The organism is Sphingopyxis sp. Root1497 (assembly GCF_001427085.1).
Classification (GTDB): domain Bacteria; phylum Pseudomonadota; class Alphaproteobacteria; order Sphingomonadales; family Sphingomonadaceae; genus Sphingopyxis.
This window is the reverse complement of the sequence record NZ_LMGF01000003.1, coordinates 1242177-1266573: the sequence shown is the minus strand read 5'-3', so window position 1 is coordinate 1266573 and position 24397 is coordinate 1242177. Positions and strand designations below refer to the sequence as shown.

Genomic DNA, 24397 nt, shown 5'->3' with positions numbered 1-24397 from the left:
CATTTTGCGGCGAAGCGAGCAACTTTCGAATGATGCCAAGGCTTTGCCCTATGCCACAGTCTGCGGGAAACGGCGGGCATGGTCATTGCGGGCCGGTCGTTCGGTCCCTTCCATCATTCCACGATAGGGGAATTTATGCGTAAGATTTCGATTGTGACCGCTGCGGCGGCAAGCCTGTTCATCGCGCCGCTGGCGAGTGCCCAGGAACCCGACGCGCCGGCACCGAAGGAAGAACCGGCACCGGCACCGGCACCGGCCCCCGCACCCAGCGAAGAGCCGACCGCCGACCCGGCCCCGGCCCCGACCGACGAACCCGCGCCGGGCGACGAACCGGCCCCCAGCGAAGAGCCGGCGCCCGAACCCCAGGCTTAACAACGCCGCCGGGACTTCCCGGATGAAGAAGCCGTCGAAGCCCAAGCGCTTCGGCGGCTTTTCACTGTCCGTTTTGCAGGGGGATGGCGGCGACCAGCGGCGGGTGCCCCCAATGATGCAGCAGGTCCAGGATCGCGGCGCCCGACAGCCCCAGCGTCCCGGTGTTGCGCAGGGGATGGACGTTGACTGTTTCCGCCGCCGCCAGCCCGGCGTCGATCACGACGGTTATGCTGCCCGGCGACGCGTTGATCGCCGCGAGCGGCGTGACCGACCCCGGCTTGATTCCGAGCAGCCGTCCCATATCCTCGGCTTTGCCGAAGCTGACGCGCTTGCTGCCGATCGCGGCGGGCAGCGCCTTCAGATCGACGCGCGCCTCGCCCGGCACGGTGACGAGCCAATACGCCCCGCCATTGTCCTTCAGGAATAGATTCTTGGTATGCGCACCCGGAATCGCGGCGTTGACCTCGTCGCTCTCGGCGACGGTGAACACCGCGACATGCTCGAACGAGGCGAAGGGAATGGCAAGCGCATCCAGATCCGCCAGCAATCCCGCTTCGCCCCGCATGACTCCTTCTCAGACGACGCGATGCAGCGCGCAGAGCTTGTTGCCCGACGGATCGCGCAGATAAGCGAGGTAGAGCTGGCCGAAGCCGCCTTCGCGAACGCCCGGCGGGTCTTCGATCGAGGTGCCGCCGTTGGCGACGCCGGCATCGTGCCACGCCTTTGCCTGTTCGGGGCCTTCCATCGCGAAACCGATGGTGCAGCCGTTGCCGACCGTCGCCGCTTCGCCGTCGATCGGCGCCCCGACGAGGAACAGCCCGCCATTGTGCATATAGATCAGGCGGCCCTTGTCGTCCTGGATCGCCGGCTTGCCGCCGATCGCCTGAAAGGTCGCGTCATAGAATTTCCGGGCGGCCTCAAGGTCGTTCGACCCGACCATGTTGTGACTGTACATGTCTCTCTCCTCTTCGTTGATTTTGTGGGGCGCTACGGCGTGCTACAGCCGCCGGCGCGCACCGGGTCCCAGACGCGGATACCGCCGCTCCAGCCGAGATCGGCGCTCTCGCGGTTCGCCATCGAGTGGGTGACCCCGATGATCTTGAAATACCATTCGCCGGGTTTCAGATAATGCGCCTTGTTCGCGCCCCATTCGATCAGCTGGCCGGGGCGCGTCTCGTCCATCCGCATGTCGAGCATGAAGCACACCGGTTTTTTGCTCAGGTTGCGCGCGTGATAGAGCAGGCCCGGCAGTTGCGCCGGCGTCACGCACTCGGGGCAGATCAGCGTGGCGATATTGTCCTGCTGCACCGCGACGCGCCCGTCCTTCGATTCGAAGCGCGCGGCACTGTGCTTGGTCGTCACATAGCTGGTGTCGGGTGCCGGGCCGGCGTCGAGCTTTTCGGCGGCGAACGCCGGCCCGGCGAGCAACAGCGCGAGGGCGGTGCCCAGCAATCTCTCGGTCATCGCGTGAAGTCCCGTTAAGCGTTGCGAATCCAGACGGACATGCTGCCCGCTTTGTCAGCGAAATACCACCGTCTTGCGGCCGTCGATCAGCACCCGCTGCTCGGCGACCCAGCGTACCGCGCGTGCCAGCACCTGTGCCTCAACGTCGCGGCCGATGCGGATCAGGTCGTCGATCCCGTCGCGGTGGTCGACGCGCTCGACCGCCTGTTCGATGATCGGCCCCTCGTCGAGGTCGCCGGTGACAAAATGCGCGGTCGCGCCGATCAGCTTGACCCCGCGCTCGTGCGCGCGGTGATAGGGTTTGGCGCCCTTGAAGCCCGGCAGAAAGCTGTGGTGGATGTTGATGCAGCGCCCCGCGAGCTTTGTCGACAGGTCGCCCGACAGGACCTGCATATAGCGCGCGAGCACCAGATATTCGGCGCGCGCATCGGCCATCACCTGCAGGATCGCGGCCTCCTGGCTTGCGCGGTTCGCATCGCTCACCGGCAGGTGGTGGAACGGCACCCCGTGCCATTCGGTCAGCCGCCGCTGATGCTCGTGGTTCGACACCACCGCCGCGATATCGATCGCCAGATTGCCGGTCGACCAGCGGTGGAGCAGATCGTTGAGGCAATGGCTGCCCTGCGACACCGCGATGACGAAGCGCGGCTTGACCGCGCTGTCGCTGATCCGCGCATCCATCGCAAAGCGCGAGACGACCGAAGCGAACGCCGCCTGCACCTCGGCAAGCCCATCGGGAAAGCGCGGCCCCGCACCGCGAAACGCGACGCGCATGAAAAAGCGTCCGGTGTCGAGGTCGGCATATTGCTGGCTGTCGAGGATGAAGCCGTCGCGCTCCGCGAGCAGCCCCGTCACCGCCGCGACGATGCCGACCGCGTCGCCGCAGCTGAAGGTCAGGAAATAGGGTCCGGTCATGCCCGGATCAGAACACCACGACGCTGCGAATGCTCTCGCCCGCGTGCATCAGGTCGAAGCCCTTGTTGATCTCTTCCAGCCCCATGACATGGGTGATCATCGGGTCGATCTCGATCTTGCCGGTCATATACATGTCGACGATCTTGGGCACGTCGGTGCGGCCCTTGGCGCCGCCGAAGGCGGTGCCGCGCCAGTTGCGCCCGGTGACGAGCTGGAACGGCCGCGTCGCGATCTCCTTGCCCGCCTCGGCGACGCCGATGATGATCGAGGTGCCCCAGCCGCGATGGCAGGCCTCAAGCGCGGTGCGCATCACTTCGGTGTTGCCCGTCGCGTCGAAGGTATAGTCGGCGCCGCCGTCGGTCAGTTGGACGATCGCGGCGACCGTGTCTTCGCGGCTCATACCCCGGGTGTTGAGGAAGTCGGTCATGCCGAACTTGCGGCCCCATTCCTCGCGGTCGGGGTTGATGTCGACGCCGATGATCTTGTCGGCGCCGGCGAGGCGCGCGCCCTGGATCACGTTCAGCCCGATGCCGCCGAGGCCGAAGACGACGACATTGTCGCCGACCTGGACCTTGGCGGTATTGATCACCGCGCCGACGCCGGTGGTGACGCCGCAGCCGATATAGCAGCTCGACTGGAAAGGCGCGTCCTCGCGGATTTTCGCGACCGCAATCTCAGGCAGCACGGTGAAATTCGAGAAGGTCGAGCAGCCCATATAATGGAAGATCGGCTGGCCCTTGTACGAAAAGCGCGTCGTGCCGTCGGGCATCAGCCCCTTGCCCTGCGTCGCGCGGATCGCGGTGCAGAGGTTGGTCTTGCCCGACAGGCAGCTTTTGCACTGGCGGCATTCGGGGGTGTAGAGCGGGATGACATGGTCGCCGGGAACGACGCTGGTCACCCCCGCGCCGACTTCGCGCACGATGCCTGCGCCCTCATGACCGAGGACGCTCGGGAAGATGCCCTCGCTGTCGAAGCCGTCGAGCGTATAGGCGTCGGTGTGGCAGATGCCCGTCGCCATGATCTCGATCAGCACCTCGCCCGCCTTCGGGCCTTCGAGGTCGAGTTCGACGATTTCGAGCGGCTTCTTCGCTTCGAACGCAACGGCGGCGCGGGTCTTCATGGGCGGGTCTCCTTCTCGGCGGCTCCAATCAGGCAAATGGGGCGGCAATGCAAGATGCGAGGAAGCTTCGGCGGCGGAGATTACCCGAAATGAGCGCGCGAAACTCGCATAACCGTCACCCGGGTCTTGACCCGGGGTCCCGCTTTTCACCGTCGCCAGCGGGACCTCGGATCAAGTCCGGGGTGACGATGAAATGAAGGCTGCGCTCGTCTCGCTCCTCGACCCGCTTCGCCAGCAGGAAGAACCGATCTGGGTCCTCTATCCGCAGCGCCGGCGCCTGTTGCCGAAGGTGCGGTGCTGATCGACAAGCTCCGCGAGGAATTGCCGGGGGCGCTGCAGCGGAGCGGGCTGGCCTGAGTTTTCAAAGCCAGCAGAAATTGCCTATCGTTCGCGAGGAGCTTGATCTTCGGCGCCATCGGCTGACCAGTAGCGCCAATCATCAGACTCGGCGCCAAGATTATATGTCCCCAGCGCCGCTATTTGCCCATTGCTATGAAAATCCCGCCAAAGGCCATTCTCGGCACCGTCAATGTAGTGACCTTCCGATGCCAACGCTCCATTTTCATGGAATGCTTGGAAGAGGCCGTCCCTTATCCAACGAGAGCCGTCGACTGACATCTTTCGAGAATAGCGAAATCGTATCCCGCCGCCCTCATATGGAATCTCTGCAATATTTAGCGTGGTCATCGCACCTATCTATCCTGTGCTACCAAGGGTTCAATTCGGCAAAAGACTCAACACTCCACCACACTGACCGCCAGCCCGCCCTTAGACGTTTCCTTATACTTATCCCGCATGTCGCGGCCGGTCTGCAGCATCGTCGCGATCACCGTGTCCAAACTCACCACATGCGTGCCGTCGCCAATCATCGCGATGCGGCTGGCGTCGATCGCCTTGATCGACCCCATCGCGTTGCGTTCGATGCACGGGATCTGCACCAGACCGCCGATCGGATCACAAGTGAGGCCGAGATTATGTTCCATGCCGATCTCGGCGGCATTTTCGACCTGCGCGTTCGTCCCGCCGAGCGCCGCGGTCAGCCCCGCCGCCGCCATCGAGCAGGCGACGCCGACCTCGCCCTGGCAGCCGACCTCGGCGCCCGAGATGCTGGCGTTGCGCTTATAGAGCGCGCCGACCGCGCCCGCGGCGAGCAGGAAGGTCCGCACCCCCGCATCATCGCCGCGATAACCGCGTCGATAGAAGCGGATCACCGCGGGAATGATCCCCGCCGCGCCGTTGGTCGGCGCGGTGACGACCTTGCCGCCCGCGGCATTTTCCTCATTCACCGCCATCGCCCACAGGTTGATCCAGTCCATCATCGCGAGCGGATCGGTCAGATTCTGTTCGTGGCGGTTGCGGATGTCGGCGGCGATCTGCGGCGCGCGGCGCTTGACCTTGAGCCCGCCGGGCAGGATTCCGGTGCTGCAGCAGCCCGCGTCGATCGAGGCGTCCATCGCGCCGGCGATCGCGTCGAGCCCGGCGTTCACCTCGTCGAGGCTGCGGTGCACCAGCTCATTCTCGAGCATCATTTCGGCGAAGCTCTTGCCCGCCGCGGCGCCCATGCTCAGCAAATCGGCGCCCGAGGTGAAAGCGAAGGGCAGGCTCACCTCGTCCTCGGCGCCGCGGCTGTTGCGCCCCGCTTCGTCCTCGTCGACGACGAAACCGCCGCCGATCGAGAAATACATGCGCTTCGCCAAAATCTCTCCGCCCGCGTCGCGCGCGGTGAAGCTCAGCGCATTGCTGTGGAACGGCTGGCGCTGGCGCATCTGGAAATGCAGGTCGCGCGCCGGCTGGAACCGCACGCGCTGGCGGCCGAGCAGATAGAGGAAACCCTCGCCCTCGGCGCGGTCCCAATGCGCCTTGATCGCGGCGAGGCTGGTCGAGGCCGGGATTTCGCCCGCCAATCCCGCGACGATCGCGGTGTCGGCGGCATGCCCCTTTCCGGTCAGCGCGAGCGAGCCATAAAGGTCGGCTTCGACATGCGCGGTCTTCGTCAGCAGCCCCTGCTCGTCGAGCCACACGGTAAAGCGCCGCGCCGCGACCATCGGGCCGACGGTATGCGAACTCGACGGGCCGACGCCGATCTTGAACAATTCGAACAGGCTGATGGTCATGGTTTTGCCGGGGCAATCGCTTCGAGGGGGAATTTCGCGACGATCTCGCGCGAGGCCTGCAGCGTATAATGGCCGTAGTCGAAATGGAAAGGCGAACCGTCCGACGCGAACAGCGGGCAGACGGTTTTCGGACATTCCAGATCCTGCAAGGACACGTAGGTCGCACCCGCCGCCCCGACGCGCCGCGCCATCTCGCGATCGAGCGCCATCCGTTCGGGGTCGCGGCCGCTGCGGACCAGCGCGAAATCGTCGCGGGCGATCGCGCGCGCGAGCAGGCGCGGCATCGGCTCGTCATATTCGACCGTCGGACCGATGACGGTGACCGGCACGCCCTTGGCGCGAACATGCGCGATGGCGCGAAGCAGGCCGTCCATCTCATCGGCGCGCCAGCGGCCCGAGAGGATCACCCGGTCGAGCCGGCCCGTACCCGGAAGCGTGCCGAAGCCGATCTCCATCACTTCGGTGCAGCGCTTGTCGCCCGCCGTCGGCCAGACCGGGCGGCACCCCGAAGCGGTCACCTGCATCACATTCATATCCGCGAGGCGCTCGCCCAGCGCGCGCGCCAGATGCCCGGCGTGACTGTCGCCGAGGATCATGATGTTCGGCCGGTCGGGACGCAGCGTCGCACACCGCGCAACGTCGAAATGCGGCGTGTCGCTGTTCGCCATGCAGATGCCGTTGCGGAACTGCAAAATTCCTTCGGGCGCATAGTCATAGTCGAGATAGGTCAGCACGCGCGCGATGCGCGGATCGGCGATCCGCTCCTTCGCCGCCTGCACCGCGAGCAGTGCCGCGGCGCCCGCGACGAGCAGCATCGCGGCGAGCGCGGCCCACAACACGCGCGGCGTCGCCCACGCCCTGCCGCGCCGAAGGAAGGGCTGTTCGATCAGGCGATAGCTGAGGATGGCGAGCGCAAAGGAAATCGCGATCGTCGCGGCCATTTCGCCCGCGTCGAGCGTCAGCCCGCGCTCGAAGCGCCAGAAGGCCATCACCGGCCAGTGCCACAGGTAAAGCGAATAGCTGATATCGCCGACGAAGCGCATCGGCGCGAGCGACAGCAGCTTCGCGGTGCCGCCGGTCTCGCCATAGGCGATGAGCAGCGCAGTGCCGATGCACGGCAGCAACGCCCAGGGCACCGGGAACGCCATCTCTTCCTCGATCACGAACAGCGCCGCGACGACCATCGCAAGGCCCGTCCAGGTCGCGACGGCGCGCAGCCGCGGGCCAAGCGTGGGGAAGCCGCCGGTGGCGACCAGCCCGCCGAGCGCCAGTTCCCAGGCGCGCGACGGCAGGAGATAGAAACTCGCCTGCGCCTTGTTGATGTGGATCAGCCCATAGCCGATCGCCAGCGACACCGCGGCGATTACCCATAGTGCCGCGACGATATGACGCGGCAGCCAGCGGCGCAGCGCGATCAGCAGCAGCGGGTAGAAGATATAGAATTGCTCCTCGACCCCCAGCGACCAGGTGTGGAGCAAGGGGGTGAGTTCGGCGTCCCCGAAATAATTGACCGTGCGCCAGAACCAGATGTTCGACCCCGACAGCGCGGTGGCCGCGGCGCTCCACGACAGGTCGCGCATATCCTGCGGGAACAGGCGCCACCAGCCGACCGCGAGCACGACCGCCAGCATGACGAGCAGCGCGGGCAGGATGCGCAGCGCACGGCGGCGATAGAAACCGGTCAGGGTGAAGCGATCGGCGTCCATCTCCTTCAGGATGATGCGGCTGATCAGATAGCCCGAGATGACGAAAAAGATGTCGACGCCGACGAACCCGCCGGGGATCGCGGTGAGCCCGGCGTGGACGAGCAGGATCGGCAGGACGGCCAGGGCGCGCAGTCCGGCGATGTCGTTGCGATACTGCATGATCCCCCAAATAGGCTGGCCGGCGCGCGCGCCGCGCGGCGGCCCGGACCTAGCCGCTTGGCGTCATTTGGGAAAGGGGGGATGGGCGGACGGCATGCGCCGCCCGCCCGATCGGATCAGGGATAGGTCCAAGTGCCTTCGCGTGCGAAATTCTCCGCCGCGAAATCCCAGTTCAGCAGATTGTCGACGGTCGCATTGACATAGTCGGGGCGGACATTCTTGCGATCGATATAATAGGCATGTTCCCACACATCGACGACGAGCAGCGGCTTGATGCCCGCGGTCAGTTCGGTGCCCGCGTCGTGGGTGTCGGTGACCGACAGCGTGCCGTCGCGCGAGACGAGCCACGCCCAGCCCGACGCGAAATGGTTGATCGCGGTTTCCTTGAGCTTCTTCTTCAGATCGTCGAGCGACCCGAAATCGCGGTCGATCGCGGCGGCGAGGTCGCCCTCGGGCGCGGTCGCATTCGGGGTCAGGCTGTTCCAGTAGAAACCGTGGTTCCACGACTGGGCGGCGTTGTTGAACATGCCCTTGTTGCCCGACCCTTCGGCATGGTGGATGATTTCCTCGAGGCTCTTGTCGGCGAGTTCGGTGCCCTCGATCGCGGCGTTGAGCTTGTCGACATAGGTCTTGTGATGCTTGCCATGGTGCGTCTGCAGCGTTTCGGCCGAAATATGCGGCGCGAGCGCGTCCTCGGCATAGGGCAGGACGGTGAGAGCGATCGTCATGGCAGTCTTCCTTTTTTATCGGGGAGTATGGGCCCCTTAACTCGGGATAGCGCGCCGAGGTTGCAAGGTTTGAGGGGCAAATTTTCAGAACCTTGGCGCCCAAAACCTCGTCATTGCGAGCGAAGCGAAGCAATCCAGAGCGGGTTTACGCACGCTCTGGATTGCCGCGTCGCCTCCGGCTCCTCGCAATGACGATGTGAATCAGGTCGCCATCGCCAGCAATGTCGCCACCCGGTCCGCCTCCTCCGCCGGCTTGTCGCGCCGGATCCGCGATATCCGCGGGAAACGCATCGCCAGCCCCGACTTGTGGCGCTTCGACACGTGGATCGAATCGAACGCCACCTCGAGCACCAGCGACTTTTCGACCTCGCGCACCGGGCCGAAGCGGTTCAGCGTGTGGTCGCGCACGAACTTGTCGAGCCATTTCAGCTCCTCGTCGGTGAAGCCCGAATAGGCCTTGCCGACCGGCAGCAATTCGCCCGCGTCGGACCAGCAGCCGAAGGTGTAATCCGAATAGAAGCTCGCGCGGCGGCCGTTGCCGCGCTGCGCGTACATCATCACGCAATCGGCGGTGAGCGGGTCGCGTTTCCATTTGTACCACAGCCCGGCGCGGCGCCCCGCGACATAGGGCGCGTCGCGGCGCTTGAGCATCACCCCCTCGATCGCCGCATCGCGCGCGCCGGCGCGGCGCTCGGCAAGGTCGTCGAAGTCGGCAGCGTCAATGACCTGCGACAGGTCGAAATGGCTGTCGGCGAGTCGCGGCACAAAGGCCTCGAGTTGCCGCCGCCGCTCGGTCCACGGCAGGGCGCGCAAATCGGTGCCATCGACCGCGAGCAGGTCGTAGACGCGCACGAAGGCCGGATAATCGGCGAGCATCTTTTTCGACACCGTCTTGCGTCCGAGCCGTTGCTGCAACGCATTGAAGCTTGCCGCCTCGCCCCCCTGCGCATCACCCCGCACGAGCAATTCGCCGTCGATCACCGCATCCTGGTCGAACGCCGCGACCAGTTCGGGAAAGGCGGCGCTGATCTCCTCGCCGCCGCGGCTGTAGATGCGCGTCTCGCCGCCGCCATGGACGATCTGGACGCGAATGCCGTCCCATTTCCACTCGGCGGCATAGTCGGCGAGATCGACACTTTCTTCCTCTAGCGGATGCGCGAGCATGAAGGGGCGGAAAAAGGCGACGTCGGCGAGATCGGGCCGCTCGGCGCGGCCTTCGCCCCAGGCGAAGAGCGGTGCATAGGGTGGCGGGATCGCGTGCCACAGTTCCTCGACGTCATCGACCGGCACATCGAACGCCAAAGCGAACGCCTGTTTCGCGAGCCGCGCCGACACCCCGACGCGCATGCCGCCGAGCGCCAGCTTGAGCAGCGCATAGCGTCCGTCAGCGTCGAGCCGGTCGAGCAGCGATGCGACGACGGCGGGCGCATCGCTGCGGCTGGCGCCCGCGAGCGCATCGACCACTTGCGACACGCTGAGATCACCCTCCACCCCCGGCGCATCGGGCCACAGCAACGCCGCCGTCTCCGCGGTATCGCCGACGAAATGCCGCGACAACCGGAACAATTCCTCGTCGACCCGCGTCGCCAGCAATGTCCGCACCATCGCCGACTTCACCGCCGGAAAATCAAGGCTCTCGGTCAGCGCGGCGATTGCCCAGCCGCGATCGGGGTCGGCGGTGTGTTTCAGATAATCGGCGATCAGCGCCAGCTTGCTGTTGCGCGAGCGGGTGTAGATCAACCGGTCGATCAGCGCCGCGAAGCGCTTCACCCCTCCTCCTCCAGATCACGGCCCACCAGATGCAGCGCGCGCGCTTTCCGCTGATGCAGCTCGCACCAGCGCAGCAGCCCGTCCTCGCTGCCATGGGTGATCCACGTCTCGCGGGGGTTTACCTCCGCGATCGTCGTCGTCAGTTCGTCCCAGTCGGCATGGTCCGAAATCACCAGCGGCAGTTCGACCATCCGCTGCCGCGCGCGCTGGCGCACCCGCATCCAGCCCGACGCCATCGCGGTGACCGGATCGGGCAATCGCCGCGACCAGCGGTCGTTGAGCGCCGACGGCGGCGCGACGATGATCTGTCCCGCCATTTCGGTCTTGTCGGTTTCGCTGACCAGCCGCAGTTCCCCAAGATCGACACCGTGCATCGCATAAAGCTGGCAGATCTTTTCGAGCGCGCCGTGGATATAGATCGGCGCGTCCCAGCCCGCGCCGCGCAGTTCGGCAATCACCCGCTGCGCCTTGCCGAGGGCATAAGCACCGACGAGTACCGAGCGATCAGGCTCGGCACGCACCGCGCCGATCAGCTTGGCGATCTCGTCGGTCGTCGGCGGATGGCGGAACACCGGCAGGCCGAAGGTCGCCTCGGTGACGAAGATGTCGCACGGCACCACCTCGAACGGCGCGCAGGTTGGATCGGCGCGGCGCTTGTAGTCACCGGTGACGACGATGCGCTCGCCGGCATATTCCATCAGGATTTGCGCACTGCCCAGCACATGCCCCGCCGGATGAAAGCTGAAGCGCACCCCGCCGCGCTCGAATCCGTCGCCGTAGGGAAAAGCCGCATTGTGGCTCGCCTCGACATCGACGCCATAGCGCAGCGCCATGATCGCCAGCGTCTCGGGGGTCGCATAGACCGAAGCGTGGCCGCTGCGCGCATGGTCGGCGTGGCCGTGGGTCACCGCCGCGCGTTCGACGGGGCGCGACGGGTCGATCCACACATCGGCGGGCTTGACGTAGATGCCGCTCGGGTGCGGCTCGATCCAGGTCCTGGCCTTCGCCATCAGGCGGCGAGCTTTCGCGCCCGGGCCAGATCGGCCACGAACGCCGTCCGCTCCTCGGCCGCGCGATCGTGGTCGGGCAGGCGCAGCAAGAAGGAGGGGTGGATCGTCGCGATCAATTTCGTGCCCCCTGCCAGTTCGTGCACCGTGCCGCGCATCGATGTGATGCTCGCACTCTTCCCCGTCACCCCGCGCAGCGCGCTGCCGCCCAGGGTGACGATCAGGTCGGGCTGCACCAGCGCGCGCTCCTTGTCGAGCCACCAGCGGCAGATGTCGATCTCGCCCGTCGTCGGATTCTGGTGCAGCCGGCGTTTGCCGCGCGGTTCGAACTTGAAATGCTTGACCGCGTTGGTGAGGAAAACCGACGTGCGGTCGAGCCCCGCCTCTTCGAGTACCTCGTTCAGCAATTGCCCCGCCGGGCCGACGAAAGGCCGCCCTTCGAGGTCTTCGCGATCGCCCGGCTGTTCACCGACGAGCATGATCCGCGCCGCGCCGGGACCCTCGCCCGTCACCGCCTGCGTCGCGTCGCAATGAAGCGGGCAGCGTGTGCAGCCGCCGACCCCGCGCGCGAGGTCGGCGAGCGTGCCGATATCGTCGGTCTGGGCCAGGTCGTCGATCACGCGGGTTCGCCATTTGTCGGTTTGCGGGTTCGCTAGCGAAACGGCGGTCTCGCGCATCCGTTCCACCCGCGCCCCGGCCCCGGCAAGCAAGGACGCGATATCCTGCGCCTCGGGCAGATTGTGCCAATATTTCTTCGGCATCTCGGCGCGCATCGCGTCGATCTTGACCCGCGCCGGGTTGAAGATCGCGCCATAATAGGTGCGCCACTGATCCTCGACGACGTCGCTGTCGGGCACTTCGCCGCGCGTGCCGCCGGCACCATAGCTCAGCACCTCGCCCTGCCAGATCGCCCGCGCATCGGGCGTCACGATCGCCCAATCCATGCCATAGAAACGCCGCTGAAAAAAAGGCGCGGTCAGCCGCAAGATGCGATGATCGGGCTCGAACCAGGCCGCGAAACTTTCGCGCTCCGTCTCCTGACCCAGCCGGCGAAAGCGCACAAAGGCGTGCATCTTGTGAATGTCGCGGCGGATCGCCTTGTCCGTCCTGCGCAGCCAGTCGACGTCGGCGTCGGTCGTTCGCGCCAGCAACTGCCGCTCACGCGCCGCGCGCCAGACGAGGCGATAGAGCCGCGCTGGCACTTGCGGGTCGCGGTGGCAGATCACCCGGTCGGCCATCTCGAGCAATTCGCGCGGTAACGACACCACGCCCGCCGAGGCGGGCACTGCTTCGGCGCCGAACAGCGACGCGCCCTCCTCCGATCCCCGCCAGTTCACATCTTCGGGCGCCACCCCGCCCGCCAGCAACCCGCGCGCCACCGCGCGCCACTCGGCGAAATCGCCGGGCGTCCGCAGCACCGCCTCCCTCACAGCGCGAGCGCCAGTTGCTCGGCTGGCGGCGCGAAGCGCGCGCGCAGGTCGGCGCTGTCGGTGAGCTTGCCCGGTCGCCAGTCGAGCGTGACGATGAAAGGCAAGAGCTTCTTCACCGACGCCGTCAGCTTCGCCAGATCGCCGAGCCGCAGCGCGCCGGTGCGCCGCACCGCGACGATGCGGTCGACCGCGCGCGTCCCCAACCCCGGCACCCGCAGCAGCAATTCGCGCGGCGCGCGGTTGATATCGACCGGAAAAATCTCGCGCCGCATCAAGGCCCAGGCGAGCTTGGGGTCGATGGCAAGGTCGAGCATGCCCTCGCTCGCCCCCTCCATGATCTCGCTGCGCGCAAAGCCATAGAAACGCAGCAGCCAGTCGGCCTGGTACAGGCGATGCTCGCGCATCAAGGGCGGGCGCACCGGAGGCAGCGCGCTGCTCGCATCGGGGATCGGGCTGTACGCCGAATAATAGACGCGGCGCAGGTGATAGCCCGAGTAGAGATTGTCCGCCGCCGCGAGAATATCGTCGTCGCGCGCCGCGTCGGCGCCGACGATCATCTGGGTCGATTGTCCCGCCGGAGCGAAGCGCGGCGGTGTCGCCTTGCCGATCAGCCGGCTCTTCGCCGCCTCGATCGCATCGTCGGCGCCGACGCGCACCGATGCCATCGTCTTGCGGATCGTCGCGGGTTTCTTTTCGGGCGCGAAACTCTCGAGTCCCGCCTCGGTCGGCAGCTCGACATTGGTCGAGAGGCGATCGGCATAGAGACCCGCGAGCGCGACCAGCGCCGGATCGGCGCCCGCGATCGTCTTCAGATGGATATAGCCCTGAAAGCGATGCTCCTCGCGCAGGATGCGCGCGACCTCGACCAGTTGCTCCATCGTATAATCTTCGGAACGGATGATGCCCGAGGAGAGGAACAGCCCCTCGATATAATTGCGCTTGTAGAAATCGAGGGTCAGCGTGACGACCTCTTGCGGCGAAAACCGCGCGCGCTCGACATTGCTCGACGCGCGGTTGATGCAGAAGCGGCAGTCGTAAACGCAGAAATTGGTGAGCAGGATTTTCAGCAGCGAGATGCAGCGCCCGTCGGGGGCATAGCTGTGACAGATGCCCATGCCCTCGGTCGACCCGATGCCTTTGGTAGCCGTCGAGTCGCGCTTCACCGTCCCCGACGACGCGCAGGACGCGTCATATTTGGCGGCGTCGGCGAGTAGCGCGAGCTTCTGGAGAATCGTCTTGCTGCTCATGCCGGCCACCATAGCATCCGGAACAAATAAAGAACAAACTTAGGTTAAGGCGCTTCGGCGGTGTCCGACCTTGTTGGCGGGCGCGGCGTGCGGCATGATGCGGCCGCGGGGTTTTTCGTTTGGAGCGAGAGCTTTGGGATCAAGGACGCGGCGATACATTTGGGCTCCGCTGGTCGCGATGACGCTCATCGCTTTCTGGAGCCTGATCACCGGGCGAACGCCCGGTCTGTCGCTGATGGTCTCGACATTGGCGGCCTGCTGGGCTTCCGCCTATTTTTCGGGCCGCAGTGCGGCCGATATGGACGATATGGACGCGCCGCCGACGCGAAAGGATCTCGTCTGGGCTGTGGCATGCGCGCCATTTGCGATCCTGGGACTCGGTTTTTGGGGCTACCAGCTGGCGATCGGCCTCGACAAAGGCATATTGCTCGTGGCGCGGAACTGGACCGTATCGTGGGCCGACTATCCCTTCGGCTTTGCCTTCAACATCGCCATGTATCTGGTCTTCGCGGCGCTGATGCTCGCGGTGCTCTGTTATTCCTGGTTCACCATCCGTGATTGGATCGACGAGCGCCGCGTCGCGACGGATCGCCGCTAGGCGCAGGTCACCCCCGCCCCAGCCGCATCCGGAACGCGTCGAGGTGAAAATAGCTCGGGTCGAAATCGCACATCGCCGCCAGCGCATCGGGATCGAGGAAGCGGATCCACTGCCGGCTCATCTCGATATAGCCCTCGCGTACCAGCCGCCGCAGCACGCGGTTGGTGTGGATCGGGGTCAGCCCCAATGTGTCGGCGATCTGCGTCTGGGTCATCGGCAGGCGCAGCGTATCGTCGCCCGCCAGCTTGACGATTTGCGCGCGGCGATGGAGTTCGAGCAGCAGATGGCCGATCCGCTCCTGCGCGCTCTGGCGCCCGTTGCGGACGATCTGTTCGCGCAGGAACGCTTCCTCCTGCACCTGCGTCCACCAGAAGGCCATGGTCAGAGCGCCCGACCCCGACATCAGGTCACGCACCGCTTGCGGCGCGATCGCATAGGCCGATCCCTGGGTGATCGCGAGCACGCTGTGGTCGGCCTCGGCCGCCACCAGCACCTGCAGGTCGAAGATGTCGCCGGGGAGCAGGATGTTGAGGATCTGGCGCCGACCGTCCTCGAGCTCCTTGTAGCGCGCTGCCCAGCCTTCGCGCATCACCAGCACCGCGTCCATCGGCTGGCCGGCGGTCACGATCTCGCTGTTCGCGGCAAAGCTGCGCACCTTGCCGCCGAGCGCGAGCATCTGCTCGCGGTCGTGCGCGCCGAGGTCACTGTAAAACTGCAAGCGCGCTACCAGCGCTTCCAACGTCATAAAGCCCCCGCCTCGATCGTTAAGCTTCGCGCCACCGCGCGGGCAATGTGATGGTACAGACCAGGCCGCCGGGTTCCCAGCGTCGCTCGATCGTCCCGCCAAGGTTATTACGCACACTGCGCTCCATCAACAAGGTGCCAAAGCTGGTACGCTGCGGCGGACCGGCGATCGGCGTGCCGCCGCTCTCGGTCCAGATCAGGCGGAACTGCCGGTCGGCGTCGCCCTCGGCATCCTGCGACCAGGCGACATCGACACTCCCGGTCTCGCTGGCGAGCGCCCCGTGCTTGACCGCATTGGTCGCGAGTTCGTTGAACAACAGCGCCATCGCGACCACCGCATTTTCGGGCAGCTCAAGGTCGGGACCCGACCAGGTGATGCGCGGAAAGGCCGCCTCGACCTCACGCAGCAGCGCGTGCATCGACCCGGTCAGGAAATTGGCGCCGAGCAGGACATTCTGCGCACGGTTGAGCGCATCGAGCCGGCTGCTGATCCGCTCGACATAATCGTCGACATCGACGGCGGCATGGCGGGTCAGCGAAATGATCGCGCCGACGGTCGCGAACAGGTTGCGCATCCGGTGGTGCAACTCGCGCATCAAAATCGTGTCGTTGTCGCGCCGGTTGCGCTGTTCGGTGATATCGATGCTGACCCCCGTCAGCATCGCGTCGTTCGACCGCACGTCCCAGTCGCCGCGGATCGACAGCCAGCGAATGCCGTGTTCGGGGTGCAGGATGCGATGCTCGACCGAATAGGGGGTGCCGTTCGCGATCGAATCGTCGAGCACCGCGTGCACCAGCGCATGATCTTCGGGGTGGATGCGCTCGAAGGCCAGCGCGGCGCTGGCGAGCGCCGTGTCATGATCGGCGCCCCACAATTCCGCGACCGCACCGTGCCATTGCAAAACATCGGTGCGCGGGTCGAGCTGCCAGGTCGCGACCCCCGAAAAATCGAGCGCACGCTCAAGCATGTGGCGCGCGGCGTCGCGCTCCATGCCGATCCGCCGCAGATCGGCCTCGGCCATGATGATCGAGGCGAAATCCGCGAGCCGTTCGAGCTCCTTGGGCGTCAGCGCCGAGCGCGGCTTGCGGTCGATGATGCACAGCGTTCCGAGTATGGCCCCGTTATAGGCGTAGAGCGGCACCCCGGCATAGAATCGGATGTCAGGCGCCCCGGTGACCAGCGGATTGTCGCGAAAGCGCGGATCGGTCGAGGCGTCGGTGACCACCACCGGCCGGCCCTCGGCGACGACGAACTGACAGAAGCTGATGTCGCGCGGCGTTTCAGGCACGTCGAGGCCGAAGGCCGATTTGAACCATTGGCGGCAGTCGTCGATCAGCGACACGAGCACGATCGGCGCGTCGAACAGGTCGGCGACGAGTTTGGTCACCCGGTCGAATGCCGGTTCGGGCGCCGTGTCCAGGATGCGATATTCGCGCAGCGTCCGCAGCCGCCGACTTTCATCGTGCGCGAGGTCCCTGTCCTCACCGTCCGCCAAATTTGCCCCCCTGTCGTCCCCTGGCGTCATCGCGCCGTGCCCTGGGGTCGCTGTGCCATGAAACCGGTCCTCAAAAAAGCATGGTGGCCACCCGGATCGAAGAAAGGCGGAAATCCGCCCCTTCGCGCCGCAGCCTGATAGCGTCCCGCGGTGTCTTACGCATTGCGCGCCAACAAGTTGCGCAGATTTAGCACAGCAATCGGAACCCGATCGCGCGGCGCGGCGTATGACGTCATTGAGTGGGAGGTCTTTGCATGAGCCTGGGTGATGAAATTCGCGGCCATTTGCCGTTTCTGCGCCGCTACGCGCGCGCGCTGACCGGTACCCAGCAGCACGGCGACAATTTTGTCCACACGATGCTCGAAGTCATCGTCGCCGCTCCCGACGAGTTCCGGTCCGAAAACGGCATCCGCATCGACCTTTACCGCACCTTTCACCGCATCTGGGAAAGCGCCTTCATCGACGATGGCGAGGGGAGCGACGATGCGGAAGACCCCATCGTCCGCGCCGCCAACCGCCGTCTCGCGCGCATCACCCCCCTCGGCCGCCAGATATTGCTGCTCACCGCGCTCGAAGGCTTTTCGACCGAGGAAGCGGCGATCATCACCGGCACCGACGGACCGACCGTCGAAAGCCTGCTCGCCGAAGCGGTCGGCGACCTCGACCGCGAATCGCGCACCTCGGTGCTGATCATCGAGGACGAACCGCTGATCGCGATGGAGCTCGAAGCGATCGTCCGTGCCCTCGGTCACGAGGTCGCCGGCATCGCGACCACCCACGACGACGCCGTCGCGGCGTTCGAGGCGACCGACGCCGGGCTGGTGCTCGCCGATATCCAGCTCGCCGACGGATCGTCGGGAATCGACGCGGTGCAGGACATATTGGCCCTGGCACCGGTGCCGGTGATCTTCATCACCGCCTTCCCCGAACGGCTGCTCACCGGCAACCGCGTCGAGCCGACCTTCCTGATCTCGAAGCCGTTTCGCGAGAATACGGTGCGCGCCGCGATCAGCCAGAGCCTGTTGTTCACCCCGCAGCTGGCGATTTAAACACGGACGCCGCTTCTCCCCTCCCGCGAGGGGGACCTCCTTACCCCGCGCTCGGTCCCTCGCTGGTCAGTTTGTCGACGCCGTCCATGATATCGCGAAAGGCGTCGCTCGCCGCCGTGGTGTCGGCGCTGCGCAGCGGCATCTGCCCGCCCTCCAATATCTCCTGCAGCGCGGTGCGGGCGCGCGACACGCGGCTCTTCATCGTCCCCACCGCGCACTCGCAGATCGCTGCCGCTTCCTCATAGGATAATTGTCCCGCGCCGATCAGCACCAGCGCCTCGCGCTGGTCGACCGGCAGCATCAGCAGCCCGCGCTGGACGTCGGCGAGATGCAGGCTGTCGTCCTGGTCGTCGGGCGCGACGAGCAGCCGCTCGGCGGCGAGCTCGTCATAGTCGGCGGTGAATTTCTTGCGCCGCATCTGCGACAGGAAACAGTTGCGCAGGATGACGAAGGCCCAGCTCTTCATGCTCGACGGCCCGGGAATATATTGCGCGCGCGCCTTCCACGCCTTCAGCATCGTTTCCTGCACCAGGTCGTCGGCGAGGTCGGCGTTGCCGCACAGACTGCGGCCGAAGGCGCGAAGATGCGGGAGCATCGCGGCGAGTTCACGCTTGAAGGTCGCGTCGTCGAGCGGCTGGGCGGTGTCGCTGGTCATCCGGCGCGTCGTTCCCGACGCTTGGGCATTGCCTTGAAGAATAACATCATCTTGTCCCGGCTTACCCCGTTCGGTGACCGATGCAAACCCATATGGCGCGCGGGCGGCGCGGGCGGCGTTTCCCAACCGGGTGCGATCACCCCGCCCCGCTGCGCCGGCCGAGCGCAAGGAAGTTCGCCATCAGCCGCTCATCCTGCGGGTCGAGCACGCCGCGCGCCGCCAGCCGTGCCAGATCCTGGTCGTGGTCGCGGAACAAGGGACTGTACAGCATCGAAAAGTCGGCGAACTCGCGCTCCTCGATCCGGCGGCGGCGGATCTCGATCATGCCGTTGTGGCGCAGGTCGGCGCGAATCCGCGCGAGGCAGGCCTCGACCTTCGGTACCGGTCCTTCGAGCAGCTGCATGAAGTTCTGGCCGTTGTAGATCAGCGCGCCGGTCAGCGCGTCGCGGGCATTGTTCGCCTGCGCGCCGCCCACCATCGCGGCGATATCGCCGGGCGCCAGTCCGGGGTCAGCCACGCTGACGTAAATCACAGAAAGCAAGAAACGACCCTCCCACGTGCCGGGGCGATGCCCCGCTGCATCGCCGACCCCTACACGCCCGCCGGTTGGCTTATGCTAACTTGCGTTAATCGCGCGAATCTTTTGTCGCTGCCGCGATCCGTCGCAAAAAACGACCTTACCCGGGAACTTGGGGCCTTCTTCTTCGTTCCTCGGGCATGGCAACGCACGGCGAACATAGGACAAAAAGCGACGGCGCCCCGCAGCGTGTTCCGATGGAGCGCCGGTCGGGTCCGGGCAGTTTTCCCGGAACCGGCAGCGAACAATGGTATCGCGCGCTCACCGGGCGGCAGGCGCCCGAACCGGTCAGCAACAAATTGCGCATCATCTACGGCAATATCGTCGCCGAACCCCTGCCCGACGGCATGCTCGACCTTCTCTCGCAGATCGATCAGAAAGCGCCCGATCAGGAATGACCCAGGCCAGTGCCGTTTCATCGCGGGAGGGGGGAAGTCTGTCCGACCGCGAGTTCAAGACTCTGCTCGCCGGGGTCATCCCCCATTTGCGCGCCTATGGCCGCAGCCTGTCGGGCAATCCTGACCTCGCCGACGACCTGACGCAGGACACGATGGTCAAGGCCTGGGCGTCGCGCGAACGGTTCGAGGCGGGAACCTCGATCAAGGCCTGGACCTTCGTCATCCTGCGCAACACTTTCCTGTCGCAGATGCGCCGCAACAAATTCGTCGGCGACTATGACGAGACCGCGGTCGAACGTACGCTGTCGACCCCGGCCAGCCAGGAAGAATCGGGCGAGATGGCCGATCTCCAGCGCGGGCTGATGGAATTGCCGCAGGACCAGCGCGAGGCGCTGATCCTCGTCGGCGCCGGCGGCATGTCGTACGAGGAGGCGGCGAGCATCTGCGGCTGCGCGCTCGGCACGATGAAGAGCCGCGTGTCGCGCGCGCGCCACGCGCTCGAGGAAATCATGAACAGCGGCCATTTCTCGCAAAAGCGCGCCGAAGCGGCCCCCGCGAGCGAGGCGATCGACGCGATCATGGACAGCGTCGAAACGATCGCCGCGCGCCACGAAGCGCTGGGCCGCTGACCCCTCGACTTTGCGGGCCGGGCGCGCCAGATTGTCCGCCCCTCCCCCCAGCCAAGCGAGCTCAGCCATGAAAACCGCCTCTCATTTCGTCCTTGCCGCCGCAATGCTGGTCGGTGCTTGCACCTCGGGCGCAACGCCTAGCGACGCCGCCGCTGCGACCGACACGGCCACGATCGACGCCAATGGCGCGCAGCCCGCGACACCGCTCGCCGATGCCCCCTTCACGGTGCAGGAGGTCGCGAGCTTCAACGAACCCTGGGCGATGACCTTCCTGCCTGGCACCCCCTTCGCGCTCGTCACCGAAAAGTCAGGCAAGCTGAAATTATGGAGCGAGCGCGGCGCGCCCATCGACGTCGCGGGCGTACCGACCGTGGCCTATGGCGGCCAGGGCGGCTTCGGCGATGTGATCGCCGCGCCCGATTTCGCGACCAGCGGCACCATCTACCTCAGTTGGGTCGAGGAAGGCAGCGGCGGCACCTATGGCGCGGTTGTCGGCAAGGCCCGGTTCGACCAGAGCGGCGCCCCTGCCCTGAAGGACCTGCAGATCATCTGGAAACAGGATCCGAAGGTCAGCGGCCGCGGCCATTTCTCGCACCGCCTCGCTTTCTCGCCCGACGGCCAATATCTGTTCATCGGGTCGGGCGAGCGCCAGAAATTCGACCCCGCGCAGGACATGAAGGCCAATCTCGGCAAAATCCTGCGCCTCAATCCCGACGGCAGCGTCCCCGCCGACAATCCCTTCGCGTCCGAAGGCGGCGTCACGGCGCAAATCTGGTCGCTCGGCCACCGCAACATCCTCGGCCTCGCCTTCGACGGGTCGGGTAAACTGTGGAACCAGGAAATGGGGCCAAAGGGCGGCGACGAGGTCAATCTCGTCGCGGCGAAATCCAATTACGGCTATCCGATCGTCTCGAACGGCGACCATTATGACGGCAAGGATATCCCCGATCACCCGACGCGTCCCGAATTCGCCGCGCCGAAACTGTGGTGGAACCCCTCGGTCTCGCCCGCCGGGCTCGCCTGGTACCACGGCGACGTCTATCCGGGCTGGAAGAACAGCCTGCTGATGGGCGCGCTGTCGGGCGAAGGGTTGATTCGCATGGGCGTAGACGGCGACAAACTCCACAAATCGGACCGCTGGGACTTCGGCAAGCGCATTCGCGAGGTCGAGATACGCAGCGACGGATCGGTCTGGCTACTCACCGACGGCAGCGACGGCAAGCTGGTGAAGCTCGTCCCCAAGGGTTGAATGGGCCCCGGCGAACGCCGGGGCCCAGGAAAGTTTGCGCAATCCTGCTGGACCGCGCCCGGAGTCCCGTGCCTCCGGACGCCTTTCACCGGGTAACAGTAATGACTATATCGCCCACATGCTCCGCGACCTCCTCGCCCGGCGCGCCGAATGGCCGGCGCGCATCGCCGATCCCGACGCGCCGCCGTCGCTCGGGCTGCTCTGGCGCGAGGCGACGTCGCTGCTGCGCGCGCTGTGGGGCCGCGTCCGCGCGATGCCGCCCGAACCCAACCCCGACAGCGAGCATCCGCCGGTGATGGTACTGCCGGGTTTCCTGTCGGGCGACTGGGCGACCAAGGCGCTGCGCGGCGATCTCCGCCGTGCGGGCTTTCGCTGCTATGGCTGGGGTCTCGGCTTCAACCGCGGCGCCACCGCCGACATCATCGAGCGCATCGACACCCGCGTGCAATGGATCATCGACCGCACCGGCCACGCCCCCGCGCTCGTGGGCTGGAGCCTCGGCGGCATTTACGCGCGCGAATATGCCAAGCATCACCCGGCGCGGGTCGCGCGCGTCGTCACCCTCGGCTCGCCCTTTTCGGGCAGCCGCCGCGCCAACCGCGCCTGGCGGCTCTATCATCTGATCGCGCGCCACCCGGTCGACAATCCGCCGATCGACTTCCACCCCGCGCCGCGCCCCGAAATGCCGACCTTCGCCCTGTGGTCGGCGCACGACGGCGTCGTCGCGGTCAACAGCGCGCGCGGCGCCCCGCATGAAAGCGACCGCCAGGTCGAGGTCGACTGCGGCCATATGGGCTTCGCCTATGCGCCGACCTCGGTCGCGGCGATCGTCAAGGCGCTGATGGAAGAGGTGGCACCCGCCGCCTGATCAGCACACGTCGATCCCCGATCCCGGACGCCATTTCATCAGCACTCGACCCGGCCGCCGTCCGATCTGCCCCGTCGCGAGAAAGCCGACGCGCCGCAGCAGCGCGCGCGACCGTTCATTGTCCGGATGGCATTCGGCCACGATCGCCGCCCCCGGACGCGAGCCGGCGATTTCGCGCACCACCGCATTGACCGCCTCGGTTGCCAAACCCCGACCGCGCGCCGAGGCCGCGAACCAGTAACCGACCTCGACCTCGCGCGCGTCGCGGCGGTGGACCCCGATCACGCCCTGCAGCCGTCCCTCGCCGCGGTCGCGCACCGCATGGAACACATCGCCGCCGCCCGACCCGGCGATCAGCGCGCGGGCGTCGGCCTCGGTGAAGGGGGCGGGCAGGAAATGTACCTGCGCCGTCACCGACGCATCGGTGATCGCGGCGAGCGCGGCGGCATCGTCGGCGTGGAGCGGTGCGATACGGCACCGGTCGGTCGAGAGGGCAAGCAATGTATCGGTCATGTCGCGTCTTCCAGAATGCGCGCGCCGTGACCGGATGGGGGAAAAGATGGATAACCATTCGCCTGTCCGAACACGGCGGCGATGGTCAAAGGTGATGCCATGCCGCTCCTATGTAAAGGAGCGCCAATATGCCTTGAATCGGGGTTGCAGGGCGTCGGTCATCGCGGGCGTGGCTAACCGCTTTGCCCGCCCCGGTCAATCGCCAAGCAGGTCCGCGATCACCGGCACCGCATCGGGCATCCCTGCGCGCAGCGTTTCGATCCGCGCGATCTGTTCGGACGACACCCCGAATTTGCGCGCGGCGGTCAGCCACTCCTGTGCGGTCAGCTTGCCGTCCTTGTCGGTGGCGATCAGGGTGCGCACGAAATCGGCGAAGCCCTTGCCGCGCGGCCGCCCCGCGGCCTCGACCGCCGCCGCGAACAGCGACCCGCAGGCATAATAGGCGCGCTGATCATTGCGACGCCTTGCATCAGCGAGCGGCCCCTTGGCCAACGCGGCCGCACAGTCGCTGCGCGCCTTGGCCAGGAAGTCGATCACATCGAACCCGGCATCGGCGCGCAACGCGGCGCCCATCGCCAGATAATCGGCACCGCCCTCGGTGATCCACGCCTCGTCGGGGGTCGCGTAGCCGACCGTCTGCCCCAGCCAGAAATGCGCCGCCTCATGCGCAATGAACCAGCGCATCCGGTGGAGCGCGCCCGGCGTCTCCTTCAAAAGCTGCGTGCCTTCGAGCCGCATCGTGATCAGCCCGGGCGACACGCTGCCACCGGTGCTGGCCCCGCGAAACTCCGAGCCCGCCCAGCTCGCGATCACCATCGGCCGGCTGCTCTTGTGTGCGCCCAGCATCGCCTCGAAATCACGGAACACCGACGGGGTGAAATCGCGCAGCTGTCCCGAAATCCAGCCCGGCAGGCCCGGATCGAGGATCGTCGCGACCGGGTCGCCCGGCGCCAGCGCGACGTCGCCGACATAGACATAACGATCGCCCACCGCCTCGGCGCGCGTGACGCGCTGGCCGTCGAACAGCAGGGGCGCGCCCGCAGCGGTCAGCGCGATCCGCGTCGGATATTCCTTCGGCTCGCGCAGCGCCGCGACCGCCTCGCGGCTGTCCATCGGGAAAGCGTTGAAATGCCCGCCGTAGATGGCGAGCGAACCGTCCGACAGGATGATCGCCGGATCATAATCGGCGATGATATCCTCGGCGAGCGGGCGGAAGCGGATCACAACCTCGCGCGGGACGGTCCCCGTGTCGGCGACCAGCGCGTCAAAGTCGCCGATCCGGACCAGCGACACCCCCGGCGTCGCCACCTCCCAGCTTTTCGGGCGCCAGGGCGTTTCTTCGCGGCGGAGCAGCGCCGACCGCTCGAACGCCCAGATCGGGGCATCTTCGGCGAAATGGAAGCGGGCCTGCCAGCCCGTGTCGTCGCGCACGATCTCGACATCGGTGGCGGCGGGCGCCGCGACCGAAACAGAAGCCGGAACGGCGGGATTTGCGGCGCAAGCCGACAGCGCGGCGAGCATCGCCAATATCGCTGGAATCTTCATCGCATCATCGCCCCAATGAAAATCCCCGGGCGGGAGCATCTATG

General features: G+C 66.3%; 26 protein-coding genes. 7 read left to right on the top strand and 19 right to left on the bottom strand.

The features are described from left to right. The first annotated feature begins 135 nt into the window (after positions 1–135). A complete protein-coding gene (locus ASD67_RS09505; protein ID WP_156377634.1) occupies positions 136–372 on the top strand; it encodes a hypothetical protein in 237 nt (78 codons plus the stop codon). Between the two features lie 61 nt (positions 373–433). Here the strand turns inward: ASD67_RS09505 and ASD67_RS09500 are convergent, their stop codons facing one another. The 13 genes from ASD67_RS09500 to ASD67_RS09445 form a co-directional block, all read right to left on the bottom strand. Next, positions 434–937: a prolyl-tRNA synthetase associated domain-containing protein gene (locus ASD67_RS09500; protein WP_056346277.1), complete on the bottom strand. Its 504-nt coding sequence runs from the start codon at positions 935–937 to the stop codon at positions 434–436. A gap of 9 nt (positions 938–946) precedes the next feature. Beyond that, positions 947–1327 (bottom strand): VOC family protein, encoded by a 381-nt coding sequence (locus tag ASD67_RS09495; protein ID WP_056346275.1) that lies wholly within the window; start codon positions 1325–1327, stop codon positions 947–949. A 32-nt stretch (positions 1328–1359) separates the two neighbouring features. Further along, a complete protein-coding gene (locus ASD67_RS09490; protein ID WP_056346273.1) occupies positions 1360–1836 on the bottom strand; it encodes a hypothetical protein in 477 nt (158 codons plus the stop codon). A 54-nt stretch (positions 1837–1890) separates the two neighbouring features. After that, a complete protein-coding gene (gene purU / locus ASD67_RS09485; RefSeq protein ID WP_056346271.1) occupies positions 1891–2751 on the bottom strand; it encodes a formyltetrahydrofolate deformylase in 861 nt (286 codons plus the stop codon). Positions 2752–2758: 7 nt separating this feature from the next. Then, entirely contained in the window at positions 2759–3871 is a 1113-nt protein-coding gene (locus ASD67_RS09480) for an S-(hydroxymethyl)glutathione dehydrogenase/class III alcohol dehydrogenase (protein ID WP_056346269.1), read from the bottom strand. Between the two features lie 381 nt (positions 3872–4252). After that, positions 4253–4558, bottom strand: coding sequence for a toxin-antitoxin system YwqK family antitoxin (locus ASD67_RS22615; RefSeq protein WP_082544934.1), 306 nt, complete (start codon positions 4556–4558; stop codon positions 4253–4255). 47 nt (positions 4559–4605) lie between these two features. Continuing rightward, on the bottom strand, positions 4606–5985 hold the full coding sequence (locus tag ASD67_RS09475; protein ID WP_056346267.1) for an L-serine ammonia-lyase: 1380 nt from the start codon (positions 5983–5985) through the stop codon (positions 4606–4608). Next, complete coding sequence (locus ASD67_RS09470; protein WP_056346265.1) at positions 5982–7850, bottom strand: acyltransferase family protein; 1869 nt, start codon at positions 7848–7850, stop codon at positions 5982–5984. The genes ASD67_RS09475 and ASD67_RS09470 overlap by 4 nt, the downstream gene beginning before the upstream one ends. Positions 7851–7966: 116 nt before the next feature. Next, positions 7967–8578: a superoxide dismutase gene (locus ASD67_RS09465; protein WP_056346262.1), complete on the bottom strand. Its 612-nt coding sequence runs from the start codon at positions 8576–8578 to the stop codon at positions 7967–7969. A 201-nt stretch (positions 8579–8779) separates the two neighbouring features. After that, positions 8780–10348 (bottom strand): cisplatin damage response ATP-dependent DNA ligase, encoded by a 1569-nt coding sequence (locus tag ASD67_RS09460; protein WP_056346260.1) that lies wholly within the window; start codon positions 10346–10348, stop codon positions 8780–8782. Next, a complete protein-coding gene (locus ASD67_RS09455; protein WP_056346258.1) occupies positions 10345–11358 on the bottom strand; it encodes a ligase-associated DNA damage response exonuclease in 1014 nt (337 codons plus the stop codon). The genes ASD67_RS09460 and ASD67_RS09455 overlap by 4 nt, the downstream gene beginning before the upstream one ends. After that, positions 11358–12773, bottom strand: a complete 1416-nt coding sequence (locus ASD67_RS09450; protein ID WP_235535620.1) for a UdgX family uracil-DNA binding protein — start codon at positions 12771–12773, stop codon at positions 11358–11360. The genes ASD67_RS09455 and ASD67_RS09450 overlap by 1 nt, the downstream gene beginning before the upstream one ends. An 8-nt stretch (positions 12774–12781) precedes the next feature. After that, positions 12782–14032, bottom strand: a complete 1251-nt coding sequence (locus ASD67_RS09445) for a putative DNA modification/repair radical SAM protein (RefSeq protein ID WP_056347231.1) — start codon at positions 14030–14032, stop codon at positions 12782–12784. A 178-nt stretch (positions 14033–14210) separates the two neighbouring features. Between ASD67_RS09445 and ASD67_RS09440 the strand changes: the two genes are divergently transcribed. Beyond that, positions 14211–14630 (top strand): hypothetical protein, encoded by a 420-nt coding sequence (locus tag ASD67_RS09440; RefSeq protein WP_056346255.1) that lies wholly within the window; start codon positions 14211–14213, stop codon positions 14628–14630. Positions 14631–14637: 7 nt separating this feature from the next. Here the strand turns inward: ASD67_RS09440 and ASD67_RS09435 are convergent, their stop codons facing one another. Both ASD67_RS09435 and ASD67_RS09430 read right to left on the bottom strand, forming a co-directional pair. Further along, on the bottom strand, positions 14638–15375 hold the full coding sequence (locus tag ASD67_RS09435; protein WP_056346253.1) for a Crp/Fnr family transcriptional regulator: 738 nt from the start codon (positions 15373–15375) through the stop codon (positions 14638–14640). 19 nt (positions 15376–15394) lie between these two features. Continuing rightward, on the bottom strand, positions 15395–16870 hold the full coding sequence (locus ASD67_RS09430) for a GAF domain-containing protein (protein ID WP_056346251.1): 1476 nt from the start codon (positions 16868–16870) through the stop codon (positions 15395–15397). A 254-nt stretch (positions 16871–17124) separates the two neighbouring features. Here ASD67_RS09430 and ASD67_RS09425 point away from each other — a divergent pair, with 254 nt between their 5' ends. Beyond that, positions 17125–17919 carry a response regulator gene (locus ASD67_RS09425; RefSeq protein ID WP_056346249.1) on the top strand — a complete coding sequence of 265 codons (795 nt, stop codon included), beginning with the start codon at positions 17125–17127 and terminating at the stop codon, positions 17917–17919. 40 nt (positions 17920–17959) lie between these two features. Here the strand turns inward: ASD67_RS09425 and ASD67_RS09420 are convergent, their stop codons facing one another. Together ASD67_RS09420 and ASD67_RS09415 are read right to left on the bottom strand one after the other, a co-directional pair. Next, positions 17960–18574 carry a sigma-70 family RNA polymerase sigma factor gene (locus ASD67_RS09420; protein ID WP_056346247.1) on the bottom strand — a complete coding sequence of 205 codons (615 nt, stop codon included), beginning with the start codon at positions 18572–18574 and terminating at the stop codon, positions 17960–17962. 136 nt (positions 18575–18710) lie between these two features. Beyond that, positions 18711–19106: a BLUF domain-containing protein gene (locus ASD67_RS09415; RefSeq protein WP_268798548.1), complete on the bottom strand. Its 396-nt coding sequence runs from the start codon at positions 19104–19106 to the stop codon at positions 18711–18713. Between the two features lie 242 nt (positions 19107–19348). Here ASD67_RS09415 and ASD67_RS09410 point away from each other — a divergent pair, with 242 nt between their 5' ends. The 4 genes from ASD67_RS09410 to ASD67_RS09395 all read left to right on the top strand — a co-directional run bounded on the left by ASD67_RS09410 (position 19349) and on the right by ASD67_RS09395 (position 22295). Further along, positions 19349–19549 (top strand): NepR family anti-sigma factor, encoded by a 201-nt coding sequence (locus ASD67_RS09410; protein WP_056346243.1) that lies wholly within the window; start codon positions 19349–19351, stop codon positions 19547–19549. After that, a complete protein-coding gene (locus ASD67_RS09405; RefSeq protein ID WP_056346241.1) occupies positions 19546–20178 on the top strand; it encodes a sigma-70 family RNA polymerase sigma factor in 633 nt (210 codons plus the stop codon). The genes ASD67_RS09410 and ASD67_RS09405 overlap by 4 nt, the downstream gene beginning before the upstream one ends. A 67-nt stretch (positions 20179–20245) precedes the next feature. Beyond that, positions 20246–21427, top strand: a complete 1182-nt coding sequence (locus ASD67_RS09400; protein WP_056346239.1) for a PQQ-dependent sugar dehydrogenase — start codon at positions 20246–20248, stop codon at positions 21425–21427. Between the two features lie 118 nt (positions 21428–21545). Further along, on the top strand, positions 21546–22295 hold the full coding sequence (locus ASD67_RS09395; protein ID WP_056346238.1) for an esterase/lipase family protein: 750 nt from the start codon (positions 21546–21548) through the stop codon (positions 22293–22295). On the opposite strand, the gene ASD67_RS09390 is transcribed toward ASD67_RS09395, so the two are convergent. After that, complete coding sequence (locus tag ASD67_RS09390) at positions 22296–22808, bottom strand: GNAT family N-acetyltransferase (protein WP_056346236.1); 513 nt, start codon at positions 22806–22808, stop codon at positions 22296–22298. Positions 22809–23003: 195 nt separating this feature from the next. Beyond that, on the bottom strand, positions 23004–24353 hold the full coding sequence (locus ASD67_RS09385) for a hypothetical protein (protein ID WP_156377632.1): 1350 nt from the start codon (positions 24351–24353) through the stop codon (positions 23004–23006). Positions 24354–24397: the final 44 nt, after the last annotated feature.